At 48.4% G+C, this 19,567-nt stretch carries 19 protein-coding genes, 1 tRNA gene and 1 pseudogene; 12 read left to right on the top strand and 9 right to left on the bottom strand.

Translation table 11 applies throughout. From position 1 onward, the window contains the following. Positions 1-107 precede the first annotated feature (107 nt). The 6 genes from RFF05_RS04370 (at position 108) to RFF05_RS04345 (ending at position 6,139) form a co-directional block, all read left to right on the top strand. The gene (locus RFF05_RS04370; protein WP_409969177.1) at positions 108-1,112 is read left to right on the top strand and encodes an AAA family ATPase; all 1,005 of its coding nucleotides are present in this window, start codon (positions 108-110) and stop codon (positions 1,110-1,112) included. A 273-nt stretch (positions 1,113-1,385) separates the two neighbouring features. After that, positions 1,386-1,898, top strand: coding sequence for a MobC family plasmid mobilization relaxosome protein (locus tag RFF05_RS04365; protein ID WP_409969176.1), 513 nt, complete (start codon positions 1,386-1,388; stop codon positions 1,896-1,898). Between the two features lie 6 nt (positions 1,899-1,904). After that, positions 1,905-3,062: a relaxase/mobilization nuclease domain-containing protein gene (locus RFF05_RS04360; RefSeq protein ID WP_409969175.1), complete on the top strand. Its 1,158-nt coding sequence runs from the start codon at positions 1,905-1,907 to the stop codon at positions 3,060-3,062. Continuing rightward, positions 3,063-3,236, top strand: a complete 174-nt coding sequence (locus tag RFF05_RS04355; protein WP_409969174.1) for a hypothetical protein — start codon at positions 3,063-3,065, stop codon at positions 3,234-3,236. It abuts the gene before it with no gap. A gap of 69 nt (positions 3,237-3,305) precedes the next feature. Then, positions 3,306-4,904 (top strand): recombinase family protein, encoded by a 1,599-nt coding sequence (locus RFF05_RS04350; protein ID WP_409969173.1) that lies wholly within the window; start codon positions 3,306-3,308, stop codon positions 4,902-4,904. Then, positions 4,901-6,139 carry a recombinase family protein gene (locus tag RFF05_RS04345; protein WP_409969172.1) on the top strand — a complete coding sequence of 413 codons (1,239 nt, stop codon included), beginning with the start codon at positions 4,901-4,903 and terminating at the stop codon, positions 6,137-6,139. Before RFF05_RS04350 ends, RFF05_RS04345 begins: the two co-directional genes overlap by 4 nt. A gap of 150 nt (positions 6,140-6,289) precedes the next feature. Here RFF05_RS04345 and RFF05_RS04340 read toward each other — a convergent pair. From RFF05_RS04340 to RFF05_RS04320, 5 genes and pseudogenes are all read right to left on the bottom strand, one after another. After that, positions 6,290-6,374, bottom strand: a tRNA-Leu gene (locus RFF05_RS04340). Between the two features lie 740 nt (positions 6,375-7,114). After that, the gene (locus tag RFF05_RS04335) at positions 7,115-7,669 is read right to left on the bottom strand and encodes a hypothetical protein (protein WP_409969171.1); all 555 of its coding nucleotides are present in this window, start codon (positions 7,667-7,669) and stop codon (positions 7,115-7,117) included. Between the two features lie 148 nt (positions 7,670-7,817). Further along, positions 7,818-8,462: an SdpI family protein gene (locus RFF05_RS04330; RefSeq protein ID WP_409969170.1), complete on the bottom strand. Its 645-nt coding sequence runs from the start codon at positions 8,460-8,462 to the stop codon at positions 7,818-7,820. Next, positions 8,459-8,731 (bottom strand): autorepressor SdpR family transcription factor, encoded by a 273-nt coding sequence (locus tag RFF05_RS04325; protein WP_409969169.1) that lies wholly within the window; start codon positions 8,729-8,731, stop codon positions 8,459-8,461. Before RFF05_RS04325 ends, RFF05_RS04330 begins: the two co-directional genes overlap by 4 nt. Positions 8,732-8,840: 109 nt before the next feature. Further along, positions 8,841-9,307: pseudogene (locus tag RFF05_RS04320) on the bottom strand (DUF4830 domain-containing protein). 80 nt (positions 9,308-9,387) lie between these two features. On the opposite strand from RFF05_RS04320, the gene RFF05_RS04315 reads away from it, so the two are divergent. The 4 genes from RFF05_RS04315 to RFF05_RS04300 all read left to right on the top strand — a co-directional run bounded on the left by RFF05_RS04315 (position 9,388) and on the right by RFF05_RS04300 (position 12,458). Then, on the top strand, positions 9,388-10,107 hold the full coding sequence (locus tag RFF05_RS04315) for a pseudouridine synthase (protein WP_409969168.1): 720 nt from the start codon (positions 9,388-9,390) through the stop codon (positions 10,105-10,107). Between the two features lie 238 nt (positions 10,108-10,345). Next, positions 10,346-11,437 carry a PucR family transcriptional regulator gene (locus RFF05_RS04310; protein WP_409969167.1) on the top strand — a complete coding sequence of 364 codons (1,092 nt, stop codon included), beginning with the start codon at positions 10,346-10,348 and terminating at the stop codon, positions 11,435-11,437. Between the two features lie 188 nt (positions 11,438-11,625). Then, positions 11,626-12,219, top strand: coding sequence for a polysaccharide deacetylase family protein (locus RFF05_RS04305; protein WP_409969166.1), 594 nt, complete (start codon positions 11,626-11,628; stop codon positions 12,217-12,219). After that, positions 12,168-12,458: a hypothetical protein gene (locus tag RFF05_RS04300; protein ID WP_409969165.1), complete on the top strand. Its 291-nt coding sequence runs from the start codon at positions 12,168-12,170 to the stop codon at positions 12,456-12,458. Before RFF05_RS04305 ends, RFF05_RS04300 begins: the two co-directional genes overlap by 52 nt. Positions 12,459-12,509: 51 nt before the next feature. Here RFF05_RS04300 and RFF05_RS04295 read toward each other — a convergent pair whose 3' ends face one another. Then, complete coding sequence (locus RFF05_RS04295) at positions 12,510-12,863, bottom strand: hypothetical protein (RefSeq protein WP_409969164.1); 354 nt, start codon at positions 12,861-12,863, stop codon at positions 12,510-12,512. A 272-nt stretch (positions 12,864-13,135) separates the two neighbouring features. Here RFF05_RS04295 and RFF05_RS04290 point away from each other — a divergent pair, with 272 nt between their 5' ends. Both RFF05_RS04290 and uvrC read left to right on the top strand, forming a co-directional pair. Continuing rightward, entirely contained in the window at positions 13,136-13,399 is a 264-nt protein-coding gene (locus RFF05_RS04290; RefSeq protein WP_409969163.1) for an HPr family phosphocarrier protein, read from the top strand. Positions 13,400-13,549: 150 nt separating this feature from the next. Next, on the top strand, positions 13,550-15,382 hold the full coding sequence (gene uvrC / locus RFF05_RS04285; RefSeq protein WP_409969162.1) for an excinuclease ABC subunit UvrC: 1,833 nt from the start codon (positions 13,550-13,552) through the stop codon (positions 15,380-15,382). Between the two features lie 127 nt (positions 15,383-15,509). On the opposite strand, the gene RFF05_RS04280 is transcribed toward uvrC, so the two are convergent. The 3 genes from RFF05_RS04280 to dnaX all read right to left on the bottom strand — a co-directional run bounded on the left by RFF05_RS04280 (position 15,510) and on the right by dnaX (position 19,501). Continuing rightward, the gene (locus RFF05_RS04280) at positions 15,510-17,246 is read right to left on the bottom strand and encodes a DUF4127 family protein (protein ID WP_409969161.1); all 1,737 of its coding nucleotides are present in this window, start codon (positions 17,244-17,246) and stop codon (positions 15,510-15,512) included. 88 nt (positions 17,247-17,334) lie between these two features. Beyond that, positions 17,335-17,703, bottom strand: coding sequence for a YbaB/EbfC family nucleoid-associated protein (locus RFF05_RS04275; protein WP_409969160.1), 369 nt, complete (start codon positions 17,701-17,703; stop codon positions 17,335-17,337). A 73-nt stretch (positions 17,704-17,776) separates the two neighbouring features. Then, a complete protein-coding gene (gene dnaX / locus RFF05_RS04270) occupies positions 17,777-19,501 on the bottom strand; it encodes a DNA polymerase III subunit gamma/tau (RefSeq protein ID WP_409969159.1) in 1,725 nt (574 codons plus the stop codon). Positions 19,502-19,567: the final 66 nt, after the last annotated feature.

The raw sequence follows: 19,567 nt of genomic DNA, 5'->3' as shown, positions 1-19,567 counted from the left end.
CTCCAGAAATTATTATACAATTTCATTGTAAAAATGTCAAGTCTATGCTATCCTATTTTTAGAAAATATTTATTGAAATAAAATCATTTTCAAAAAGGAGGAAGCACATGAAAATATTCAACACCATCACAGCAGCAGAACTATCGGTCAAAGAAATTCCTCGGACACCCTTTGTGGTGGAAGAAATTCTGCCACGGGGGCTGACTATCTTCGGTGGACTGGGGAAGGTAGGAAAGTCTTGGTTTTCCTTTTGGCTGGCCATGCAGGTTGCCAAAGGGGAACCCGTCTGGAAATTCAAAACCACCAAAGGCACCACCCTCTATCTGGCCTTTGAGGACAGTGAGGAACGATTGCAGGAGCGGCTGTTCACCCTCAGTGACGAACTGGAACAGGCACCTGCCAACGCCCATCTCTGCATCGAGATTTCCAAAATGGGTGGAGAGTTAGAATCTCGCATCCGAAATTTTTTCTCTGACCATCCCGACACCAATCTCATCATCATTGATACCCTACAAAAAGTTCGTGGCAACACCGAGAGCAACTACATCACGGACTACGATGACCTGACCACCCTGAAAAATTTGGCCGACGAATTCAAAATCGCAATTGTTCTTGTCCACCATCTACGCAAGCAAAAGGACAGCGACATTTTCAACCAAATCACTGGCTCCACTGGTCTGCAGGGTGCCGCTGACACCATGATTGTCTTGGGGCAGAGCAAGCGAGGGGATGACTTCGCAACCTTTCATCTGGTGGGTCGTGATGTAAAATCTCGTGAGCTAGAGTTGGAACGAGGGGAAGATAATATTTGGATTTTGGTTTCGGATAGTCTCCATGAGTTGAATCTCAAGGACAAAAATTTTGTGGATGCCATCTGTACTCTGATGGTGGACAAGTCTGTTTGGGTCACCAACCCTACGGAATTATCGACCCTTGCCAGCGAGCACAGTGGCGATTTTTATTCCAACAAAATGATCACCAAAACATTGCGCAGACTGTCCAAACCCCTTGCAGCTCTAGGGATTGACTGCAATATCCGCAAGAGCAACGGGTATCGAATCATTGAACTGACCAAGGTCAGTGGCGAAAGTGGTGATAAAAATAGCCCCTGAAAATCATCGCCCTATCGCCCCTGTTACGCCCTTGTTGCTCCTGTGTGGGGCGAGGGGCAACCCCTTGGGGTAGTGCTCCCACTCTGGAGATAAAGCCCACGTTGCGCCACCGCTGCAGATTTTTGCAATCTGCCGTCTACACGTTGGGGGTTGTGTAGACGGAGAGTTCCCAGCTTCGGCTGGGGCGAGCAGAGCAGGCGTGTAGACGCTGCCACCAAGAAAAATTGGGCAGTAGCCCAAACCCACTACAGAATTACGAAAAGGAGATATTATTTGAAAGATAAATTCATCAATTTTAGAGCCAGCGAACAGGAGATAAAGGAATTAAATCGCTTGGCGAAACGTGCCAGAATGACCAAAACTGACTTCATCCGCCATGCCATTTTCAACAAGGATATCATCGTCATCGACGGATTGAAAGAGCTTCAAAAACAGCTGAAACCCATCGGCAACAACCTGAACCAGCTCACCACACGAGCCAACATGGGGCAATTTGAAACGGTGTATTTGAACGACACCAAAGAGGAATTGAGCAAAATCCATCAGGCTTTGACCACCCTCTGTGAAAAGAAAAATGCCCTCACCCAACCAGAAATGGAAGAAGAAAGTCCAGAGGAAACAACGGTTGCGCCACCTGTAGAAACACCGATGTCATCGAGGGTTTACCATGAAAGTTATAGAGAGAAATTGGAACGGCTGAATGGTTTCTATCCAGAAAACCACGTCACAACACAGGAGGAACCCAAGCGCCCATCCATCCTTGACCAGCTGTTCAATCGGGGGTAAACTACTATGGCGACTGTCAATTTCATTCGGTATGAAAAGCAAAGTGTAGCCACCATGCGTGGGGTGATGGGCTATGTTTGCCAGACTTTCAAGACCACTAGCCACACCGTTTCTGTGCCATTGGTCAGCGGAAAAGATTGTGTACCTGACCATGCCGTGGCTGAATTTCTGGCGACGAAAGCTGTCCATAACAAAATCAAGGACGTGCAATTTTATCATTACACCCAAAGTTTCAAGGCTGGGCTAGACATTTCGCCCCATCTGGTTCACCAAATCGCACTGGAATTTGCCGAGAAAAACTTCCCTGGTCACGAAGTTTTGGTTGCGACCCACATGGATACCGCCCATCTTCACACTCACTTCATTATCAATTCCGTCAGCTTCGAAACAGGGAAAAAGCTCCACCAACCACCCAACACCTTGCGAAAATTGCGCCAATCTTCTGACGAGATTTGCAAAGCCCACGGTCTTGAAATCCTGCCACCTTACGAACATGGACGCACCAACACCAAAAGTCGTGCCGAAAAAAGAGCCGACCAGCAGGGCATTAGTTGGAAGGGTGAGCTGATGCGTGACATCGCAAGCACCATGAAAACTGCCAAAACCAAAAGAGAATTTTGGGGGCAAATGGAAGGCATGGGCTATGGCATCAAGTGGACGGACACCCGAAAACACATCACCTACACCCACCCAAATGGCAAGTCCTGCCGTGACAAAAAGCTGTACGGCAAGCGGTTTTCCAAAGAGAACATGGAGCAAGAATTTGAAATCCGTAGGCACAAGCAGACCGCCACGCCACCGCTTATCACAGGCTGGGAACAAGAGCGAACCATCCTCTTTGCACCGCTAAAACCCCTCCAATCTCAAGTCTTGCGAGAAGCATTCTGGGCCATGAAACGGATGGGTGACGGCATGGAACATGGCGACGATTTGCAACTCATCGCCAACATTGGGGTCTTAACCATGTTGTCTTTCGTAGGCGTGTACCTGCTGTTCGACTGTCTGAGCCAGTATAATGAAGCGGAAATAGACGACGAAACATTTGACAATATCGTGGAAGAATTGAAGCAAGAACCCGAAAACAATCAGGGCTACGAGGAACAACACGAAGAACCAAAACCGCAGCAACAACAAGGATTCACAATGACAATGGGAGGGTTTTAATTGGCGAAGAAAAAGAAAATTTATATCAACAGCGTTCAATTTTCCTACGCTGGAACAGATGCAACCTTCCAATATTTCTTGGAACGATTGGTGGAACAGCACCTGACACAAGGTCAAATTTGCAACGTCCAGACCGAAGAAATTGTTGCTTGTGTAGAAAATCAAGCCAGCTGATAAATTCTCATAGCTATGTTAAACCACCTGTGGTATGGTGTGTGCTAATGGAAAAAAGGAGGTGAACACTTGCGTATTTGGTTATACTATCGACTGTCCCGTGACGAGGATGATGAGCTCAATTCCCTCAACAATCAGCGCCAAATTATTTACGACTATGCCGTCAGCAAAGGGTATACCATCGCAGGTGAATCCTTCGACGACAACATCAGCGGCATGCACTTCAACCGTGCTGGCATCGATAAAATCTATGAAGCTGTGGAAAATTGCCTCATCGATGCCGTTCTAGTGAAGGACTTATCTCGTCTAGGGCGGCATCGCACCCAGACAGCCTTGTTCATCGACTACCTACGCACCCAGAATGTCCGTGTCCTATCTGCTACGGAAAATATTGATACCTTCAACGAAAACGATGACCTGCTCATTGGGTTCAAGGGGCTGATGAATGACTACTATGCCAGAGACGGCAGCCGTCGTGTTCGAGCTGGGATTCGTCAGAAACAGAAAAACGGCATGGTCATCGTGCCACCCTTCGGCTACTTCAAAGATAAGAATACCAAGGAAATTGTGGTGGTGGAAGATGTGGCTGAAACGGTGCGCCGTATTTATTCTCTGTACTTAGATGGCTATGGATTCAAGGCCATCGCTCGAAAATTGAATGAGGAAGGGCATAAAACCCCTGCTAAAATCCAACTGGAGTTACTGAAAAAGAAATCCCCAAATACACACGACAAGGTGCTGAAAAAGTATCTGTGGGAGGGCACTATGGTGGGGCGTATCCTCATGGATGAGAGCTACACAGGCACCCTGATTTGCCACAAAAGTGACCGCAACAAAATCAACAAAACCTTCCGTTTCACCGAAGAAGCAGAGCAATATCGTCACGAAGATTTCCTCCCTGTGATTATTCCAAAGGCGAAATGGCAGGAGGTGCAGTCCCTTATCGCTAGTCGCAAAGCCTGCAATGTGCGTGCTTCCAGCGGTCAGATTGCCCACCGATATGGCGGGTTGCTTCAGTGCAAAGATTGTGGACGAACCTTCATTGGCAAGCGTGTAAAATTGGTATCTGGGGAGCGTGTGGACTATGTATGCGACACCTATCACCGTTACGGCAAGGAACACTGCCCACCCCACACCATCCACGAAACCATTTTGGATGCCTTGCTCCACAAGGAATTGCTGGCTTGCCGCGACCAATATCAAACCATCTGGGACAACCTGTCCAAGGTCATGGATCAATGGATGCCCGATTTGTCTAACATGGAAGGTAAAATTCAAAAGGCCAACGATGCCATCTTAAATATAGAAAATGAAGTGGAGGCGATTTTATTGGAAAAAATCCGAGATAAGGACAACGCTGTGCGGTACGACCGCATGATCGCCAAGCGTGAGGAAGAAATCAGCCGTCTGCAAAATGAAATTCAACGACTGGAGCATATGGACGAAACTCTACGCCAAAAGCAGACCACACTGCGACGAGATATTCGCCTTATGGACGACATCCTTAGCTATGGAAAAATTGCAGGAAGTCAGCTACGACTACTGGTAGAGGGCATTGTCATCAGTGAGGTGGATGGGAAATTGGACTTGGAAATCACCCTGAAAGCCCCCTTCCGTGACCACAAAGATGTCTATGAGGACAGCGATTTACTGGAGGTGATTGGATGAAAGTGTGGCTATATACAAGGCTCTCCAGAGAGGAAAATGAGTCTATAGAAAACCAGTTGCAAATCCTCCAAGACTATGGTGCCCAGCACGGATGCACCATCGTGGGGCAGTCGGGGGATAACGGTATCAGTGGCATGGAGTTTCGCCGTGAGGGGTTAAATCAGCTCAGCGAAGCCGTGGAGCAAGGGGAGATGGATGCGGTGCTTGTGAAAGATTTTTCACGATTAGGACGCTGTAAAGTCCAAACTGATTTGTATATCCAGTGGTTATTACAGCACAACATTCAAGTGATTTCTGTCACAGAATCCCTGAACAGCGGTCGAGAAACCGATGATTTTGGCATCAGTGTCCGTGGCTTAATGAACGATTTCTATGCCAAGGATACAGGCAAAAAGATACGTCATGGCATCCGTCAACGGCAAAAGGAGGGGCAAATTCAGCGCCCCTCCTTCGGATATTGGAAAGATAAAAACACAGATAAGATAGAAATTGACGAGCCAGCCGCCCAGACGGTGCTGTGGATTTTTGAAGCATATCTCATGGGCAGAAGCCTAAAATCTATCACCAAACATCTCAATGATACAGGAGAAGAAACGCCATCTCAACGAAAAACCATCCTCCGTGGGGAGACCCCTAGCCCTGCCCATTGGACGTACACCAGCGTGAAAAATATTCTTTCTGATGAAAGCTATGTGGGGATTTTGCATACCCACAAGCGAGAGCGGAAGGGTAGGGACATTATAAAACCTGTGCCCAAAGACCAACAGTTTTGCCATGAAAATGCCTATCAGCCACTGGTGTCCATGGAATTGTGGCAGGAAGTGCAGGAGCGGCTGGCACAGCAACCCAAGCAAGCCCCCACCAACCGTACCACCCATGACTTTGCAGGCTTGCTCCAGTGTGGCGACTGTGGCGCACCCTTTGTGTCGGTAAAACGGACATGGAATGGAAAAGAGCGAGTGGAGTACACCTGCAAAACCTACCACAACCACGGTAAAGCCCACTGCTCCTCCCATAGAATCCATGAAGAAGTGCTCCACCAAGCCGTCCAAGAACTGCTAACAAAAAATCATGAGTCCACCGTACATATTTTGAAACAAGTCAATGGCCAACGCAAAAAATTAGCCCTGCAAAAGCCCCTAAGACAGGAGCTCATTGCAGAGCTAAGGTTGGAAGTGGTTAAGTTGGAGGAGGAGATTGAGGGGATGTTGATGGAGCGGATGGGGCGGAAATAAGCAACTATATTCTTAGACAGGGTAACATCAACTAGGGTGCTGTTACCCTGTCTAAATCTCCACTTTGTGCAACTAAAGTGGTATCTAAAATACAGAACTTTTTACATATAAAAATAGCTGTTTTTGCTACAAAAGTAGCAAAAACAGCTATGGTGCGGATGAAGGGACTCGAACCCACACGCCTCTCAGCACAAGAACCTAAATCTTGCATGTCTACCAATTCCATCACATCCGCAAATATGAGCACAGGGGTTAGCCTGAAGCTATTTTGTTAAGTGGAGGATGCTCCTCCGAGGGAAAATCAATGCGGACTGGGTGAGGTAAAAACCTACACAGAGGGAACAGCACCTAAATCTTGCATGTCTACCAATTCCATCACATCCGCATATATAAGCACAGGGGTTAACCTGAAGCTATCTTGTAAGGTGGAGGGGGTACCTCCGGGGTGGCAACAATTCTCGAGGGAAGAGCGCCAATAGGGTTTCCATCACTGGGCAATCTCTGGTTGGATTCTTCCGTGTCACATATTGAGCACGGTTAGAAAGCAGGGAGTTGTTCGTCGCTTAGGGGCGGTGATGCTGGCTCTTTTAATAATATTAGATGAGCAGTGCTCATTATATTAAAAAAAGAAAAAGAAAGGCAAAACCGAAGTCGAAGAACAAAGGAGTATTTAACCAGTCGAGAACGGCCATCGTCACATTGTTGTGACGTGGACGATTATCGAGCCGTAAGGCGAGAAAATCGGCCCGCCGAAAACGGGTCAAAGGGAAAACCAATGCGGACAGGGTGAGGTAAAAACCTACACAGAGGGAACAGCACCTAAATCTTGCATGTCTACCAATTCCATCACATCCGCAAATATGAGCACAGGCGCTAGCCTGGTGCTATTTTGTAGGGTGGAGGTCGCGCCTCCGTGGGGGGATTCAGTGCGTATTGTTGCAACCTGGGTCAATTTCAGTCTTTTCAATACAAAAGTTATTCATCTAGATCATCAATTTCATCGTAATCATCGAACGGGTCATCGCTGCCATACTGTGTAGGTGGCTGCCCTTTACTGCGGACAATATGTGCTACCTCAGTTTCTTCTTCTAGGATTTTAAGCACCTTACAATCAAATCGCCAATCATCGCCAAAATCGAAAATATATTTAAACTTATGCCCAACTTCAAGGGGTTTGCTCCCGCATGGGAACCAATTGTTGGTCATCCTCATAGGAAAAGACCCCATAGAGGGCATTTTCACCAATGTTATAACCTTCAAATCCATCAGTCTATAATCGCAGGTGTTGCGGCATTCGTCGCTTCCGTTGTCTACAAAATAGCAATCCATATCGCTCCATGCCTTATTATCCATAAAAAAGGCATGGGCATGGTCATTATCAAAATCAAAGGCTTCCAAAATATAGGCACTCAGCATTTCTAATGTGTCTCGTCCATCGACTCGAATATGTCGATAGCACCCTGTGGCAATAGAAACACTAAAGATATATGAGCATTTTGGCTCACGCTTAAATGGCAATAACTCACCCACTTTTGGCACCTCCTATGGAAAAGATAAGGTAGCGAAAAACCTACACAGAGGGAACAGCACCTAAATCTTGCATGTCTACCAATTCCATCACATCCGCATATTCACTTAGCTTATGAATTATAGCATAGTGTGTGTGAAAAGTCAAGGATTAAATTCCATTGCGGTACAGACAATAAGAATAGAGGGCAGGTGTCGTTGAGATTAGGAGGATGGTGATGGTAAACAGGGCGGTAAACCAAACTGTTTGACCGGCAAACAGAGCCATCAACACCATCACCAGACCCATGAGAACCCATATTTTCCCTGCTAAACGGTGGGTGCGATTCCAGTTTTCTTCGCTGTTTAGCGTCCATGGTAGACGAATCCCTATTGTGTAATTTTGTTTGCTTTTTGGCAGATAATTCCCTATAATCACAAATAACAGGCCTACAAATATACAGATGATGGTAGCAACGGGTAAGTCATACCCTAGCGCGATGAACAAAGACATGGGCACCAGTAACAGGCTCATCACAGGGCATAACCACAAAGACAAGGTTTTAATGGCGCCAGCTTGGTTTCGTTTTTTGGGGTCATGTTCCATCATAAAGGCCACAAAAATCGTCATGGCCGCCATGAACAGTGGCATCCCGAAGACCATGGCTACCTTGCTCATATAATCGTTGACGGTGCCGTCAAACCCCCAATGGGAAGGAATTTGTGCAGGCAATTGGGGGTATAGAAATAGCCCCAATGCCATGGGTAACAGGCATAAAATCACAGGAAGTGTAAGCCGTTTGATAAGGGCATTCATAAGGTATCCTCCTTTTGGAACTGGGTGAACCAGAGCATCATTTCCTCTAGCACCGATGTGTTTAAATCGTAATAAATATAATTCTTTTCCTTGGTTTCAAACACCAAATCTGCTTTTTTTAACACCGACAAGTGATATGATATGGTAGCACCTGTGGTTTCAAATCCGCTGGCAATATCACCAGCACTCATGCGACCAGACCGCAAGCCCAATAAGATTTCTCGGCGCACAGGGTCAGAGAGCGCCTTGAAGGTTTCAGGAAAACCCATGGATACACCGCCTTTCTATTTAGATGATTTTCTAAATAGTAGCATATAAAATCACCCCTGTCAACACTATTTAGAAAACTGTCTAAATAGTGTTGACAGGGGTGGATGCTCACTGTGTTACAGGGAACACCAACGAGGCTTGGAAGCCTTCAGCGCCGGGGCAGATGATATCGCCAGCGATGGGTGTATCCTCATATAAATATAAATTTAATTGCACACCACTGGTGCGGTCTGGATAATTTTCTACCGAATAGGTATAACGAGTCACCGCCGCCCCAGCATAAGGGTTAAGTCGTAACCTTGGGCAAGTTGTAGTTCGTTATAGGTCAAATAGGCCAGTGTCAACGGGTTCGGCAGGAGAAATTGTAAGGTTTCCAGAGGCTCCTCAGTGACTTGCCAACCCAAGTCTGTCAGGAAGGACAGTCGTGCTTCGTTGGTGTCAAGGCAAAGGGTTGGGGTTTGGACAGAATTTGAGGTGTGTGCATTCCAAATCAGCAGTCCTCCCACAGAGATGATGACTGCCAGTATCAGCGCCAGTGTGGTTTTTTTGTGAAACCGAGCGGTGTATAGAAACATAGGTGTGTCCTCCTTGGCGGTTTGTATTTTCTTTTTGTAAAACCTATGCTATACTGTAAGAAAAAATGCTAGGAGGGTCTATGGAAAAACAGCGTTTAGATAAGCTCATCGCCGCCACAGGCCAGTATTCTCGCCGAGATGTGAAGGCATTGGTGCGTCAAGGCCGTGTGTTGATTGACGATAAAATTGCCGCCGCGCCAGAGGACAAGTATGATGGGGATGCAGTGGAAATCAAGGTGGACGGCAAGGTGATCGCCTGTGAGCGGTTCACGTGGCTCATGCTCAACAAGCCAGCTGGCTACCTTTCTGCCACGGAAGATGGACAGGGGGAAACTGTGCTGGATTTACTGCCAGCCCACTACCAAAAGCAAGGGTTGTTCCCTGTGGGACGGCTGGACAAAGACACAGAAGGCCTGTTGCTGTTGACCAACGATGGTCAGATGGCACATCGTCTGCTCTCGCCACGTCACCATGTGGATAAGCGATATTTTGCAAAGGTTGACGGGATTTTAGAGCCAGCAGATTGTCAGGCTTTCTCCAACGGCATGACACTGGGCGATGGGCTACAATGTATGGCTGCAAAGTTGGAAATATTGGAAGAATTTGAGAAAAAAGCCTGTTTTGTCACGTTGCAAGAAGGTAAATTCCATCAAGTAAAGCGGATGTTGGCCTGCTGTGGGAAACCTGTTACTTATTTACAAAGGGTTGCGATGGGTGGGTTGAAATTAGATGAAAACCTAGCTTTAGGGGCATTTCGTCCCCTTACAAAGACAGAATTAACAATGCTAGAACGGCAGTAAATAGGTGTTTCGTGCAAAGGTTGACCAAAAGAATTGCAGTTTTTTTGTTGAAAAAAGAAAAAACATCTTGCAATTTGTCAAAAATCACGATATAATAAAGCTACTTTAGTGGTCAATCTGTTGTAAAAATAAAAACAGACGTATCCATGGCATTTTCATTGTGATATGTGTGGATGACACAGGGAACTCTAAAACACCTGCAAAGAGGTGGGTGAAATATGGGCGAGGAGGACAGACCATGTCTGGACGGATTTTTCAAAATGTGGTACTGCAATTAAAGGAAAACACTGACCGCACAGTAGGTGTGATGGATGGAGAAGGCGTAGTGATTGCCTGTAGTGAGCTGTCCATGATTGGTCAACGTTGGACAGAATATGTGCCCGGCATCAATAGTGCCATTGGCTCTGTGGTCACCACCGATGGGAAAGCCTTCAAAGCCCTCAACGGCTGGGGCAATCAATTTGATTATGCAGTGTTTGCCTTCGGCGACAATGATATCAGCAAAACGGTATGTTCTATGGCTACGGTGTCTCTCAATGCGGCTAAGTCTTACTATGAAGAGAAGCACGACCGTGGCTCTTTCATTAAAAATATCATCTCCGACAATATTATGTTGGGTGATATCTATATGCGCGCCAAAGAATTGCGTGTGATGGCGGATGTGCCTAGAGGCGTGTTTGTCATTCGGGCGCTGAAAAAGACAGATTCTATTCCAACGGAAGTCATCCAAAATTTGTTCCCTGACCGTCAAAACGACTTTGTTTTGAGCGTCGGTGAGGGCGACGTGGTGTTGGTGCGTCAAATGGGCGATGGTTGTTCTAGCCGTGATTTGATTAAGATTGCGTCCTCTGTGGAAGATGCGTTGCGCATTGGTGGCGAGTCTACCGCTGTGGTGGGCATCGGCACTGTGGCCATGCACCTGCGTGATTTGGCCAAGTCTTATAAAGAAGCCCAAATTGCCATTGAAGTTGGCAAGGTGTTTGACACTGAAAAGTTTGTCATCAACTACGAAAATCTAGGGATTGGACGCTTGATTTATCAGCTCCCTACTACCTTGTGCGAAATGTTCTTGCAAGAAGTGTTCAAAAAGAACCCCATCGATGCACTGGACAAGGAAACATTGTTCACCATCCATAAGTTCTTTGAAAATAATTTGAACGTATCTGAAACGGCTCGTAAGTTGTTTGTCCACCGTAACACCTTGGTGTATCGTCTGGAAAAAATCAAAAAGCTGACAGGGTTGGACTTGCGTGAATTTGACGACGCCATTACCTTTAAGGTGGCCTTGATGGTAAAAAAATACCTTACATCTCGTGGCATCGACGCATAAATTATGATAAAGCACAAACACACCGCTGAGAGTTGTCAGCGGTGTGTTTTTTGTCACGACTTTGTAATAATTTGTGGTTAAAAAGACATTATAATTTGTCGATTTTGGGTATGCTAAAGCAATGGATTGTGGTACAATAAAGAAAAGACTACAGAATTTCATACATGGGAACAGACGGGAGGCGACATATGAGAAAACAGATTTTTTTAGGCGTATTGTCGCTGACACTTACTATGGTGATGGGTTGTGCCGCGGCGCAAGCACCTGTAGCGGCGCCTATTGAAGAGATTGAGGTAGAGACGACTGTAGAAGAAACTGTATTTGTGGAAGTGGAGTTGCTTGTGGTGGAACCAGAGCCTGAAGAGGTTGTCTATGGCTATGTGGCACTCACTTTTGACGATGGCCCTGTTGGCAAAACGGAGACTTTGTTGGAGGGACTGTCTGAGCGAAATGTGAAGGCCACTTTTTTCTGCTTGGGGGTGCAGGCCGCCAAATACCCTGATACGGTGCAGCGCATTGTGGATGAAGGTCACCAGCTGGCAAACCACAGCTATAGCCATTTGAATATGACCAAGGTTACCCAAGAGGAATGGCAGGAAGATTTTCAAAAAACAGAAGATTTGTTCAATCAGATTTTAGACCGAGATGGGGATGTGACCTATTGGCTTCGCCCACCATATGGATTGATTAACCGCAGCCAATACAGTAGCGTAGACGTGCCTATGGTCTTGTGGTCGGTAGACCCAGAGATTGGGAATTACTGGACACCCAAGCGGTGGTAGATGTGGTGCTGTCCACGGTGGAGCCAAATGATATTATATTGCTCCACGACACCTATGCCACCTCTGTGGAGGCGGCCTTACAGCTCATCGATGAAATGACGGCCATGGGCTATCGGTTTGTCACAGTGGAAGAGCTGTTGGCAATCAATGAAATTGAGGTAGAGGACAGTGTGATTTATCGCTCTGCCACAGGATATTCTGATTCTATTTGGTATGGCAGTGATTATGTGGAAGACTAAGAGCGAAAGGTGAAAGACTAGTTATTAGTCTTTCACCTTTTGCTTTTGGCCTTATTTGTCTGTTTCGTAATGGAGGAAATCGTCGTGTTTGGCGTTTTCACCGTCATTCAAGTTGCCGTCTGTGTCATGGATATAGGCATTTTCCAACATTTCATCAAATGGGATGCCAAATTCCAAATGTTCGTCCTCGTGCTGGTCATAGGTTTGGTTCATAGGGCTGTCTATGCCGTAGTCGGTGACAGTGTCATCTCCTAAAATTTCGCCACTGGGGAATGGGTTGGCGTTGTCTGTGGTGGTGTCTGGTTCCATGGTTTGGTGGTCTTGCGTGTTGTTGTCACGACCACAGCCCACCAAGGCCATAGCAGTGACTAAAGTCAACAGTGGTAAGAGATTACGTTTGTTCATGTCAAAAGCTCCTTTTTGTAAAAAGCATTTGCGATACCCATGGTTATGATGTGCTAAAAAGTGCGCATTAACCATGGAAAATAGCGCTAGATGGGTATTAGTTGCCAGCTTTGATAAAATAGTCATATAGAAAAGGAAAAATTTTATCAATGTTTGTGCAATTCATAGTTGACGTTTTGTGGAAAAAAGGGTATGATAGGAATAGAAAATTGGCAGAGGGCTGCCATAGTGTATCGTTTTTCAAAAACCGTAACAGAAAGGGAGACTGTGTTATGTTTACACAAGAAATTACTGTCAATAATGAGGTGGGCCTCCACGCACGTCCCGCTACCTTCTTCATCCAAAAAGCCAACGAATTCAAAAGTGGCATCTGGGTTGAAAAGGACGAACGTCGTGTCAACGCAAAAAGCTTGTTGGGTGTGCTGTCCTTAGGGATTGTTAAGGGCACTACCATTACCCTGATTGCTGACGGCGCTGACGAAAAAGAAGCTGTAGCTGCTCTGGTAGCTCTGGTTGACGACAACTTCGGCGAATAAGTGAGAACCTTGGAGGACGGCTCTGCTAGATAGCAGGGTCGTCTTTTTCGCAAGTAGGGGCAAAGACCCTCTTCGAATGAAATCAATCGCCCCAGACTGTGGTCACCCGTGTTCAGCTCTATTTGAAAATTCCGTACCCAAGGAGGGCCTATGACCAAAGATCAATTGCGGGAAAAAGCCGCCAATTTGCCTTTGCTTGCTGGCGTGTATCTGATGATGGATGCCACAGGACAAGTGATTTACGTGGGTAAGGCGAAGAAATTGAAAAATAGGGTGAGCCAATACTTTCAAGACAGCGCCAATCACAGCCCCAAAACCCGTACCATGGTGGCAAATATTGACCATTTCGACACCATCGTTGTCCGCAATGAGTTTGAGGCGCTGGTACTGGAAAATTCCCTGATTAAGCGCCATTTTCCGCGCTATAACATCTTGCTCAAAGATGACAAGGGTTATCCCTTTGTCCGTTTGGGGGTGGAGCCTTACAGTCGCCTCACCATGGTGGGGCGTATGGGACAGGACAGTGCGCGGTATTTTGGCCCCTTTGGTGGACGGTATGAAACAAGACAGGCCATCGACGCGGTGTGTACAGCGTTAGGCTTGCCCACCTGTAACCGTAAATTCCCTCGAGACATTGGGGCTCAGCGCCCGTGCCTCAACTTTCACATGGGCAAATGCGACGGTTATTGCCGCAAGGAATTGACCCAGAAAGACTATCAAATCAAAATGGAGCAGGCGGTATTGGTGCTAGAAGGGAAAGCAAAAACCTTGCTTGCCACCTTAGAGCAGGATATGATGCACTGCGCTGAGAGTTATGCCTTTGAACAGGCCGCCCAAATCCGAGATCAAATCACAGCGGTGAAAGCATTGAACAAAAAGCAGACGGTGATCGCTGGGCTATGTGCCGATACCGACATCTGGGGCATTGCCAGCCGTGGCGGAAAGTGTTGCTATGCAGTGCTCCACATGGAAGATGGGAATCTGTCTGGGCAAGAGTTTGGCGTGGTCAGTACCCAAGGGGAAGAGGCGGAATTGCTCAGCGCCATCACTGCTCAATATTATCTGCCTCGGTCGCTGTTTCCAAAGGAAATCCTCCTGCCCATGGATGCCACGGAACTAGAAGACGCAGAGACCCTGTCTCAAGTGCTGACCCAGCGGGCAGGGCATCGGGTACAAGTGCGGATTCCCCAACGTGGGGAGAAGGCGGAGTTGGTGGCCATGGCCACCCAAAATGCCATCCAAGGTGCCACCCAAGCGGCCACCGCCCAAGAACGCACCCAGCATACGTTGGAAACCTTGCAAAAGGCGCTGGGACTGGATATTCTGCCAGAGCGGATGGAAAGCTTTGATATTTCTAATACAGGCAGTAGCGATATTGTGGCCTCTATGGTGGTGTATCAAGGGGGAAAGCCTTTGAAAAAAGCCTATCGGCGGTTCCAAATCAAAGGGCTTGCCACAGGCAAGCCAGACGACTATGCCTCTATGGAAGAGGTGGTGCGCCGTCGGTTGCAACGATATGTGGACGGTGACGCTGGGTTTGCACCTTTGCCAGAGGTGATGTTTATTGACGGCGGCTTGACCCATGCCCAAACGGCAAAACGGGTGGTGGATAGCTTTGGTTTGGCGGTGCCAGTGTTTGGCATGGTCAAAGATGACCGCCACCGCACACGGGCGCTGATGACCCCAGAGGGTGGGGAAATCGGCATTGCCAATACCCCAGCTGTATTTACCCTTATTGGGCAAATACAAGAGGAAACCCACCGCTTTGCCATCACGTATCACCATCAAAAGCACACCAAAACCAATCTGCGGTCTGCGTTGGATGGGGTGAGTGGACTAGGGGAGAAGCGTAAGCAAGCCTTGAAAGACCGCTTTGGCACCATCCGCGCCATTAAAACTGCCACCGAAACCGAATTGGCAGAGGTGATTCCTAAGGACGTGGCCACAGCACTGTGGAAACACTTGCACCCCAATGGAGACTAAAGGCTAAGGATGAAAGATGAAGGGCTAAAAATAAAGACGGGCGACCACAAGTTACCCCTACAACATGAGTGTGTAGGGGCGACCTGTGGTCGCCCGTTTTAGTCATTCACCGTTAGTCGTTCATCTTTCACCACCAATGGGTGGTGCCAAATTCTTCTACGGTGATGGTGTATCGTGGTTCAAAGACGCGCAGCCATGGGGACTCAAACTCGCTGAGGGTGATGGTGCCCCAGCCCATTTGATTGCCCTCTAAATCCACCATCAGATTGCTCTTTGACAGATTTTTCAGCACAGAGGCGGTGTCTTCTGCCATGGCAGATTCCAAAAAGGTTTGGGTCAAGGCAATGTCGGTGTCCAACCGTGCAAAGTTGTCTGGGTCGCCACCCAATTCCTCGCGAACATACAGGGTCAAATCCACTTTGGAGTCGTTTTTATAGCACAAATCCTTGATGAGAGAGTCAGCCAAGGTTTTGGCAAAGGCTTGGTTTTCCGTCATGGACACAGTGTCGTTTTCGGCAAGGTGAAGCCAGCGCGCAATGCCGTTGGAAATGGTCACACCTGTCACGTTGGCAAGGTCATAATAGCCACCATAGCCGAACAGGGAACCAAGGTCAGTTTTGCCAATCAAGGCATTGGCAAAGGCATCGCCGTAGGCGTATTTTGCCCCGTCGGAGACCATGGTGGGCATAGCGCTATTCTCGTTGGTGTTGATTTGGGTAATCAAATCTTCCCATGTGGCACTGGCACCGTCACCAGGGGCGGTCAACACCAACAGCTCCATGTCGTGACTGCCGTCAGAGACTTGGGTGATGCCTAGATAGGCAAGGTGTTCGTCTACCACATCGGTCATGGATTGGTGGTCGAAGTCGCTGGCGGCGGTGGACTCACTGCCTCCGTAATAGCGCACCAACACGGTGGGCAGCGCCCCTGTGTAACACAAGTCGCTGTACAAACGGCACAGTGCTAGCATCCCATCTTCGTCAGCGCCAGAGAGCACAGCGCCGCGGCCTGCAATTTGTTGGCGCAGATAATTGAGCTCGTTGGTTTGGATGCTAGATGAGGGGGCGGAATCGTCAATGCCGATGAGCCAGTGGACATTGTCCATGGGTTGGGTGGCGGAGAGTAAGGTGTCAGCCAACGTCAACTTCCGTGCTCTGGCGGCAAAGTAATTTTCAATCATGTCAGCGCTGATGGCTTGGTCTGGAATAATCACATTGCCATTGGCATCGAGGCTGTAGTCAGCGATGATGTTTTCCACCGTTAAATCTGCCCCTTCTAAGGTGGGACGTGGTTCCATGGCATAGTCACGGAGCAAGGTGTATTCCTCTAGGCCAAAGCCTTCATAGCCCACGGTGGGGGCAAGGCGCATCACCGTGTCGATGAGGTAGACCTGATTGTCTGGGTTGGATAACAGGGGCAGAAGATATTGGTCAATGACCTGTTCTTCTGTCAAAACAGAGCCATCAGGAAAGGGGATGTCTGTGCCAGCATAGACGCTACGGCTGTTGACCAAGCCGCCAGAAAATAGCTGGTCAAGAGACAGCAAATACACATCGCACCCATCTTCTTCGGTCTCCATCAGCCATGTCCACAAAGCGCCACGGTCGCCATATTGACTGCCGTCGGAGTTTACCTCTTGATAATCTAAGGCGGTGTGATATAAACTTTGGTCTGGCATTAGAAATTCTAGACCCAAAGACTCAGCCAAATAAACCACACGGTCATCGTTGACAGGGCGGTCATCCAGAGGAATATAGGCCACGGTCATACCTGCTTCTTGGGCGGGCAATTGGATAACGGCTTGGCTACTACAGCCAGTGAGTAGCGCCATGGCGAGCAACAGGGGCAGGAATCGTTTGAACATGAAAACACCTCCTTGTTTGGTGAATGAGGTAAACGTAGGGCGGAGGCAAGCCTCCACCCTACGTTCTGTTGGTTTGTTTTAAAATGCCTTACAGGCCGAATGCGCCCAAGTTCATGCCGCCAGTGGCGTTAGACACACTGGATTCCATGGCTTCGTCAGCTTGACGAATGGCTTCGTTGACAGCGCTGACCACCAAGTCTTGCAGCATTTCCACGTCGTCAGCATCTACAGCTTCGGGTTTGATGGTGATGCTTTGGACTTCTTTTTTACCGCTGACCACAGCGGTGACCACACCGCCGCCGACGCTAGCGGTGAAGTTGGTAGCTTCCACTTGTTCTTGTGCGGCGCTCATAGCGTCTTGCATTTGTTGAATTTTAGCTTGCAAATCTTGTTGACGTTGTGCACCAGTGACCTTGTTGCTGCCGTTGGTGAATCCACGTTTTGCACTGTAACCCATAGTAATAGTCTCCTTTAATATACGGTTGATATGATTTATTGAATTTTTATCGTGTCAAATTGGCTGCCCAATTTTAACAGGTTTTGTAGGTTTGCTTGGGGTTTAATTTCTCCTTGGGGGGATCGCCAGCTTGGATGAGAATCCGTGTGCCACCGTCGCCAGTGATTTCTTGCATGATGATGCCACGGACACGGTCGTTGTCCAGTCGCCCTACAGTGACGTCATTGTTGGCGTACAACACCAAGGTGTCGCCGTCCAATACCCCTTCGCACAAATCCATGAAGGCGCGGTACATGGGGGGGAGTTGGCCTTTGCAACGCTCTGCCACGCCACGCCACCATGCGCCACGCTGTACGCCGCCGCTGGCGGTTGGCGCTACAGGTGTAGGAGCAGGTGTAGGAGCAGGTGTAGGCGTTACGGGTGTAGGTGCGATAGGTGTCACAGACGGCGCTGGTTCGAATGGAGGTTCATCCCATGGAGGTGCGTCCATCATGGGTGGTTCCTCAGATAAAGGTGGCCGATCATCGTCGTCCCAAGGTAAGGCGTCTACCACAGGGGCAGGTGCAGGCGCTACAGGTGCTGGTGCCACAGGTGCAGGCGCTACAGGTGCTGGTGCCACAGGTGCCACCTTAGTCACTTTTGGAGCAGCCTGAGCCACAATGCCACCTTGCTCTAAGCGGACAAGACGGGCTTCCACAGCGGTTGCATCCCAGCCAAGGCTTTCGTCACAGAGTTTTAAAATGCAAAGCTCTGCTTCTAAGCGGCGGTTGGGGCATTGGTGAAGTTGACCCAAGGCGGATTGTACCGTTTGGGATAAATAGAGCAGTCGTGCAGTGGGGATGCCTTGTCCCAAACGAGACAGGGTTGCGGCATCAAAACCGCCAGAGAGCAACGCATCACCACCTTTGGGAGCGGCTTTGCGCAACAGTAAATCACGGCATAAGCTGGAGAGTTCACCCAGCACAGCACCTACTTCCTTGCCGTCTTGATACAGCTGGTGGAGCAAGGAGAGGGCTTGGTCGCTGTCACGGTCTAAAATGGCTTCCATCATGTTGATGGTGGCAAGATTGCCAGCCAAACCTAGCACATCCAAAACGGCTTGGGCAGTGATATCGCCATCTACGCTGGCGCATTGATCCAGCAAGGACAGGGCATCGCGCAAAGCGCCATCGGATAACCGCGCCAACACTTCTGCACCGTCGGCGCACAGGGGAATGGACTCGCCACGGGCCACTTCTAGCAAACGGCGTTGCACATCAAGGGGTAAAATCCGTTTGAAGGAAAACCGTTGACACCGAGACAATATAGTGGCTGGCACCTTGTGTAACTCAGTGGTGGCCAGAATAAAAATCAGGTGGGCAGGGGGTTCTTCTAAAATTTTCAACAGGGCATTGAATGCCGCTGTGGATAGCATATGTACTTCGTCCACAATGTAAACCCGATAGCGCACACTGGCTGGGGCATACACGGCTTCATCTCGCAAGGCACGGACATGGTCAACACCGTTGTTAGAGGCGGCGTCCAGTTCTAATACATCTAAATAACCGCCATTTTCGATGCCAAGGCAAGACTCGCATTGGTTGCAAGGGTTGCCGTCCACAGGGGATTGGCAGTTGACAGCCTTGGAAAGAATTTTGGCGCAGGTAGTTTTCCCTGTGCCACGGGTGCCGGTGAATAGATAGGCGTGGGACAATCGGCCTTGGGCAATTTGGGCTTGCAAGGTTTGGGTGATGTGCGCTTGTCCCACCACATCGGCAAAGGACTTGGGACGCCATTTACGATAGAGCGCTTGATACACGGCGCCACCTCCTTTTTATGTGAAGATTGAAATCGATAGGGGCGATTCATCAATCGCCTGCATCTG

Source organism: Bengtsoniella intestinalis (assembly GCF_039719005.1).
Taxonomy (GTDB): Bacteria; Bacillota; Clostridia; order Oscillospirales; family Oscillospiraceae; genus Oscillibacter; species Oscillibacter intestinalis.
Note: the sequence above shows the minus strand (reverse complement) of the source record. Positions and strands in the feature narration are given on the sequence as shown.

Bases quoted from the DNA above. Each gene is read 5' to 3' on its own strand.
- RFF05_RS04370 (WP_409969177.1), top strand. From the start codon at position 108: ATGAAAATATTCAACACCATCACAGCAGCAGAACTATCGGTCAAAGAA.
- RFF05_RS04360 (WP_409969175.1), top strand. From the start codon at position 1,905: ATGGCGACTGTCAATTTCATTCGGTATGAAAAGCAAAGTGTAGCCACC.
- RFF05_RS04345 (WP_409969172.1), top strand. From the start codon at position 4,901: ATGAAAGTGTGGCTATATACAAGGCTCTCCAGAGAGGAAAATGAGTCT.
- RFF05_RS04330 (WP_409969170.1), bottom strand. From the start codon at position 8,462: ATGAATGCCCTTATCAAACGGCTTACACTTCCTGTGATTTTATGCCTG.
- RFF05_RS04325 (WP_409969169.1), bottom strand. From the start codon at position 8,731: ATGGGTTTTCCTGAAACCTTCAAGGCGCTCTCTGACCCTGTGCGCCGA.
- RFF05_RS04315 (WP_409969168.1), top strand. From the start codon at position 9,388: ATGGAAAAACAGCGTTTAGATAAGCTCATCGCCGCCACAGGCCAGTAT.
- RFF05_RS04310 (WP_409969167.1), top strand. From the start codon at position 10,346: ATGTCTGGACGGATTTTTCAAAATGTGGTACTGCAATTAAAGGAAAAC.
- RFF05_RS04305 (WP_409969166.1), top strand. From the start codon at position 11,626: ATGAGAAAACAGATTTTTTTAGGCGTATTGTCGCTGACACTTACTATG.
- RFF05_RS04295 (WP_409969164.1), bottom strand. From the start codon at position 12,863: ATGAACAAACGTAATCTCTTACCACTGTTGACTTTAGTCACTGCTATG.
- RFF05_RS04290 (WP_409969163.1), top strand. From the start codon at position 13,136: ATGTTTACACAAGAAATTACTGTCAATAATGAGGTGGGCCTCCACGCA.
- uvrC (WP_409969162.1), top strand. From the start codon at position 13,550: ATGACCAAAGATCAATTGCGGGAAAAAGCCGCCAATTTGCCTTTGCTT.
- RFF05_RS04280 (WP_409969161.1), bottom strand. From the start codon at position 17,246: ATGTTCAAACGATTCCTGCCCCTGTTGCTCGCCATGGCGCTACTCACT.
- RFF05_RS04275 (WP_409969160.1), bottom strand. From the start codon at position 17,703: ATGGGTTACAGTGCAAAACGTGGATTCACCAACGGCAGCAACAAGGTC.